A 6,000-nucleotide genomic window follows, 5' to 3' on the forward strand; every position below is an offset into this window, starting at 1 on the left:
GAATACTGATTAGAAATAAATTGAGCCCTGTATGATACAGGGCCCTTGTCAATATTAGAATGTTTCCCAACTGTCGCTTGCATTCGCTGCACTGGCTTTACGTGCAATAGCCATGGCTGGCGGCGCAACATTTTTAGTTGCGGCATGCTCAAACGTATTCATTCGTTCCTGCTGAATATGGAAGACGGCAACAGCTTGGGTCAAACGGCTGGCTTGCTCTTCTAGCGCGGCAGCGGCTGCGGCAGATTCTTCGACCAATGCGGCGTTTTGCTGAGTGACACGATCCATTTCCACCACCGCTAGCCCGACTTGATCGATACCGCGACTTTGTTCGTCAGAAGCAGAAGCAATTTCGCCCATAATATCCGTGACTCGAGTCACCGCATTGACGATTTCATCCATGGTTTCACCTGCGCGCTCCACCAGGGTAGAACCCATTTCAACGCGGCCAACGGAATCTTCAATCAAACTTTTGATTTCACGTGCAGCTTGGGCACTTCGTTGTGCCAAGTTACGCACCTCGCCTGCCACAACGGCAAAACCACGACCCTGTTCACCCGCACGTGCAGCTTCAACGGCAGCGTTAAGCGCCAAGATGTTGGTCTGGAAGGCAATCCCATCGATGACACTAATAATATCGGCAATCTTCTGAGAACTCACACCGATATCACGCATAGTCTGTACAACATCATCGACAACTTTGCCCCCCTTCTGCGCCGTTTCGGACGCATTCAGCGCCAGATGACTCGCTTGACGGGCATTTTCGGCGTTCTGTTTCACCGTCGCAGTTAACTCTTCCATACTGGCCGCAGTCTCTTCTAAAGAAGCGGCTTGCTGCTCTGTTCGTGAAGAGAGGTCATTATTACCAACGGAGATTTCACTCGCACCGCTGTAAATCGCATCGGCTCCGCTGCGGACATCACCGACGGTGCGGGCCAGTTCGCCCTGCATGTGCCGTAACGTATCCGCCAGCACACCCATTTCATTAGTGCCTACCACATCGATATGTCTTGCTAAGTCTCCACCTGAGATATGACGAATACTGTCAATCAGGCGATTAAGTGGAGAGATCAACGTTTGCTTGATGCCCAACCAAACACAAATAATCACTAACAAAACAACCGTGAGTACCGCAATTTGTATCCAAATTGTCTGTACGAAAGTGGTTTCGTTCTCCGCTACTGCCCCTTCAAACAAACGATTGGCTTGCTGTAAATAGCTATTATACTGCTCTTCAAATTCCGTCTCGAAACGCTGTGTCGGATGGTCTGCATACTCCCTAAGTTTACCCGCAGCCAGCATCTGGTTCAGTTCCTCTAGCGCGGTACGATAACCATCGTATTTGCGCCTAACGTCTTGGAGGAACACCGCATTCATTTTAGTGGGTAACGCTTCAAATTCTGCAAAATCTTTCTCAGATTCTTTTAACGCGGCTGAGGCAGCTTGCAGTAATGGTGGAACGGCATCAAGATCATTCAAAGAAAGGCGGTTGGCAGTACGAGCGAGAAACCCACGGGTTTGCACTAATCCTGTCCAACTCGCGGATATGGCAGTCTGCCGCTGGCTAATACTTTGCAGACTATTAAAGTTATCTTTATCGTTTTTGATTGCACTATAAAAAAGTCCACCGGACGTTATTTGTAGCAAACCAAAAATAATCAAGACCAACATAAAGCTAGTGACAATTTTAATACGATTTAACATCTTCTCTCTTCCCTCTAGATATATACATAATCTATCGGCCTGATAAGAGAAAACATAATGAATCTCATCCTGACATATGCAGATACTTTAGTCACTATATTGCCTCATCACTCAACTTAAGCGATTACTCAACGAGGATTTTACGGATAAAAATAAGCATCACTGCAATTCAAATCTATGATTTAAACGAAGGAAATGGATGAAACCCATTATTTTCAGGAAAAAATCAATCCCACGACTGAGCGTTATTAAGCTAAAAAAATCTTCAGTCGATACTTTTCGCATCGGGTAAGGTAGTCCGGTGAAACTCAATATCCAGGAAAGTCCGATTAGATATAGTGATTTGTATATAGTTTGCATCGTTTCTTTTAAGTATTGCTACGTGGGCATTTTCACCTGAATGTCGTGAAGCAATTTCTCTTATCTCATCAAGCATATACTGGATTTTTCTCTCACTCATCGCCTAATCCTTTTGGTTATATGTAACACCTGCATTTAAAAACTGCCATGTGTAATATTAGATGAAGAAACTAATGGGAATTTATCACTTACGCACAGCGTTTACATCGACTATATGGGATGGATATCAAGCCATTTACTTAACGAGCTAACTAATACACATTTAAAATCAACATACGATACTTTAACCCTCCGAATTTAATTTTCAAGTAGAAGTGTGAGTCAATACATAAATTAAATTTACATTTGTTTTATCACCAACAGAAAAAAAAGCAATTCTATTAAATACGAACAAAAACTTGTCGTTTTCGATCAATTAGCAGTTTAAAACTACGTGATATCCTATATAATCTTGGAGATAATCAAGAGTCAGTTTTTCATTTTAGTTTTTTCTTGAGTCTCAGGTAATTCAGTATGAATAAGCGGTATCTTTATTTTAATCTGGGCGTCGGCTTTTGGCTGCTCGCTTTAACCGCCTGTCTCTCTTACTCTACAGTACTGACACTGGTTTTAGCTTGCCTTGCATTAGGCTCATTTACACTCCATTGTTCACAATTGCAGAATTTAAATATGTTTAAAATAAACAAAAAACCAAGTAATGACTTACAAACCAAAAACCTCAGCCTACCTGCATTACTTCCCTCTGAGGAAAACGGTCCCCACACCATTATCGCCAAAGATAATCGCGTCGAAGGCAATCTGACTTCTTCTGGGCAGATTGAAATTTTTGGCGAAGTTAAAGGGGATATCCATGTCACGAATGGGCTGGTACGTATTCTGTCTTCTGGTCGTGTCGAAGGTAATATCACCTGCGATGAATTATATATAGATGGTTCTGTTCGAGGAAAATGTACCGCCGACATCATCAATATTGATGAGCACGGTAACATCAATGGCGTTCTCACCTATACTTCACTGTCTATCCAACATGGCGCGATTGTCGTAGGTACACTCTGCCACGTTAATAAGTTAGAAAATTTAGCTCATGAAGCACCTTTCGAACCAAAAGAAATATCCCTGCAAAAACCTCAGAAACAAAAACAATTAAAACAAGAAGTTGAGATATTAGACCTTCAGAAATAAAAAAATTCTCTGTCGCAGTGATAATGTTCTGCGGCAGAGAATTGAATATTGCGTGATTATCTTAACGAAATCCAATTAATGGCCCATTCTACTCGTCGGTAAAATTAACATCGGTTGTAATGAAGGAATGCCCAGTTTATTCAAGGCATTCCGCTTATAGTAACTCACTGTTTTATTGCTTAATTGCAAAGTAGAAGCAATATGATTGTTTGAGTTTCCTTCTAACAACAATCCCATCACCATTTGCTCTCGTTTTGACAGTGTCAAATGCCGCTTCCGATAAAAAAAACGTTTAGTCGGAGTGACCTGATAAAACACCTGCTTCAGCCATTCGGCAAAATTCACCATGGGTGCGGTCTGCGCAACCATGGCGTAGATAAGTTCAATGTCGTAGAAATAATGTTCGAGCAGCCGAATATAGGGCATCTCAGCGATAACAACCACTCGACAAGTTGCGCGATGCTCCTGCAACCAATTTACGATCAAATGAAAGGTGTGGTTATGACGATAGTCGTCGCAGCACAAACTCAAAATGACCATATGAGTAGAAGGAAAGCGCATCAAATTATCGTATACATCCGCTAGTGATTTGACTTGAGCAACAATATTAATGGGTTCCGTATTCAATATATCATTTAAAATATCTTTCACACTGGCGAGTGTAAATTGACAGGCATGTTGAATGATAACTTGTTTCTCTTCCATATAATCAATCCCTATTGATTCTTAAAATAATATTTCAAAACATTTAGAACTGAGGGCTGTCACGTCCTTTAAAAAACAGATAAATCAACATCATGATGGCAATGGTTAACGTCAGAGATGACCACAATAAAGTCGCAATCAATGAACCATAAGCATCATCCGAGAAAATAAGACCAAAATAGCGTGAATAGAACTGTGTGACGAGGCTTGGAATAAATTCAACACTCAGCAATGAAATAAAACAAAACATCCATGCAAACCAGAAAATGTAAAAAAACACGGATTCAGCCATTTTCATAAAACATCCCTCTATCACATGCCACTCTCATTCTGATATTGATGCTTGATAGTTATGATTTTTATGAAAGTGAAAATATTATAAAGCTATCAAGCATCAACATGTTGTGTGTATAGCGATTGTTCCCTAATTCAAATTCACTAGCGTGGGTGTAAATGAGAATGGGATGGATGAACTAATGGCTTCATCCGTGGTAGAGAAAAGCCAGCTCGGATTATTAAGTTCTAAAGTCGATAATTTTGGTTTTACATCAAATTGAAATATTTTACTACCATTCCCCGAAGTGATGGGAATAGTGACAATGATATCGTCATTGGGTATTACCTCCGTTCCCTCATAGAAAACATTTAGTGTCAGCCCTGCTTTATTGGTTGAAAATGAACTTCCAGTGCCAGCAAGATCTAATCTTCCTGAAATAGACTTTGTCATGTTTAAAGAAGATGAATCCCCCGAACAGGCAACGCTTATCGTTGGGTTATTAACCTGATTATTGGCGCTCCCCGCGAAGGCTTGGTCTGTTAGGGTCGTGAACGAAAAGGTACTGTTAGTCACTGTCGGATTACAATTTATCGTCCCAACGTTGTTCCATCCTGAAATATTGAACTTATAATTCTTCGCGCCCGCCGAGGTATTCAGTCCACCAACACCATCCAATTGAAACAGCGTAATTGATGTCACCCCAGTGGTACTGATGTCCCCTGTTTTCTTTAAGTACGTTTGGAAAGTCACGCCATTTTTAACAAGAGGCACATTTCTTGTCACTGTCCAACCTGTATCTTTCCGCCTACCAATCAATGTACTACCTGTACTCATTGTGCCTAAATCAACGCCGTCAAAAATCAATCCCATTTCCACATTCTGAGGGAGTGTCTCAGCACTCATAAATGGATAGGCATAAATATAGACATTTTCGTTTATTCCAGAGGTACAGGTAATATTTCTCGTAAAGACATCAGAGCGCCATATTATATCACCATTAGACGCATTAGCGAGATAGACCATTCTGTCTAACACCACTGAATCAAGAACAACATTACCGGCGCCCACACAATCTAACGCCATGACTTTTGATGAAGCCAATGAGATAACGCCAAATAATATAAGTGATACTGTTTTTTTCATTTGCATAAAATCCATTATTTTGTTTAAGCGGCTATCGACACCTTGCTGATAAAAACGTAACAGCATCCTTGCTATTACGTCTTTTCAGAAGATATCAATCCTATTAATAATGACGGCAACTCACTATTTGAATATATTAATTGACCTTGATTTCTAGTGAACTCCGATAGACGCCAAACGGTAATGTCGCCATATCATCAAGTGCGACATCGCCAATATAGACTGCGATATTACCGAGACCTTTCTGAGTAGAGGTTAACGTTGCCGTATATACCCCTTGAGCTTCGCTAACTGGCCCCAGCGTAATACCACTGCTGATCCCCTCGACCTTAAATTTCACATCGGCACCGCGCACCAAATTATTGTGCTCGTCCCGAGCAGTAAATGTCATGATTAACGATGCACTCCCGTCGGCCGAAATAATATTTTTATCGATAGCGAATGTGGATTTATCACCACTAATCTCTCCAGCGATAAAGGTAGAGGTTTTCGCCGCCGTGGTGTTGGTGCCAACCTTTGCCGTTACCCCATGATCACCCGCCACCCGACTGACCAAAGTTGCTGTAGCAACCCCAGTGCTGTTGGTGACCGCCGACTTGCTGATCTCGCTTGCCCCGTCAAAGGTTGCC

General features: G+C 41.7%; 6 protein-coding genes. 1 reads left to right on the forward strand and 5 read right to left on the reverse strand.

The genetic code is table 11. The features are described 5' to 3' along the window. Positions 1-54: 54 nt before the first annotated feature. On the reverse strand, positions 55-1,704 hold the full coding sequence (locus tag BN68_RS14305; protein ID WP_019211848.1) for a methyl-accepting chemotaxis protein: 1,650 nt from the start codon (positions 1,702-1,704) through the stop codon (positions 55-57). Positions 1,705-2,577: 873 nt separating this feature from the next. Here BN68_RS14305 and BN68_RS22975 point away from each other — a divergent pair. Beyond that, positions 2,578-3,246: a bactofilin family protein gene (locus tag BN68_RS22975; protein ID WP_019211850.1), complete on the forward strand. Its 669-nt coding sequence runs from the start codon at positions 2,578-2,580 to the stop codon at positions 3,244-3,246. A 75-nt stretch (positions 3,247-3,321) separates the two neighbouring features. On the opposite strand, the gene BN68_RS14320 is transcribed toward BN68_RS22975, so the two are convergent. The 4 genes from BN68_RS14320 to BN68_RS14335 form a co-directional block, all read right to left on the reverse strand. Then, positions 3,322-3,951 (reverse strand): LuxR C-terminal-related transcriptional regulator, encoded by a 630-nt coding sequence (locus BN68_RS14320; protein WP_019211851.1) that lies wholly within the window; start codon positions 3,949-3,951, stop codon positions 3,322-3,324. Between the two features lie 43 nt (positions 3,952-3,994). Then, entirely contained in the window at positions 3,995-4,249 is a 255-nt protein-coding gene (locus BN68_RS14325) for a hypothetical protein (protein WP_019211852.1), read from the reverse strand. 126 nt (positions 4,250-4,375) lie between these two features. Further along, positions 4,376-5,437 (reverse strand): hypothetical protein, encoded by a 1,062-nt coding sequence (locus BN68_RS14330; RefSeq protein ID WP_019211853.1) that lies wholly within the window; start codon positions 5,435-5,437, stop codon positions 4,376-4,378. 70 nt (positions 5,438-5,507) lie between these two features. Beyond that, the coding region (locus BN68_RS14335) for an Ig-like domain-containing protein (RefSeq protein ID WP_042806766.1) at positions 5,508-6,000 on the reverse strand (493 nt) is incomplete at its 5' end.

This window comes from Yersinia massiliensis CCUG 53443 (genome assembly GCF_000312485.1).
Classification (GTDB): domain Bacteria; phylum Pseudomonadota; class Gammaproteobacteria; order Enterobacterales; family Enterobacteriaceae; genus Yersinia; species Yersinia massiliensis.

What these genes read in the sequence shown, in the direction of transcription:
- BN68_RS14305 (WP_019211848.1), bottom strand. Translation starts at nt 1,704, where the DNA reads ATGTTAAATCGTATTAAAATTGTCACTAGCTTTATGTTGGTCTTGATT.
- BN68_RS22975 (WP_019211850.1), top strand. Translation starts at nt 2,578, where the DNA reads ATGAATAAGCGGTATCTTTATTTTAATCTGGGCGTCGGCTTTTGGCTG.
- BN68_RS14320 (WP_019211851.1), bottom strand. Translation starts at nt 3,951, where the DNA reads ATGGAAGAGAAACAAGTTATCATTCAACATGCCTGTCAATTTACACTC.
- BN68_RS14325 (WP_019211852.1), bottom strand. Translation starts at nt 4,249, where the DNA reads ATGAAAATGGCTGAATCCGTGTTTTTTTACATTTTCTGGTTTGCATGG.
- BN68_RS14330 (WP_019211853.1), bottom strand. Translation starts at nt 5,437, where the DNA reads ATGCTGTTACGTTTTTATCAGCAAGGTGTCGATAGCCGCTTAAACAAA.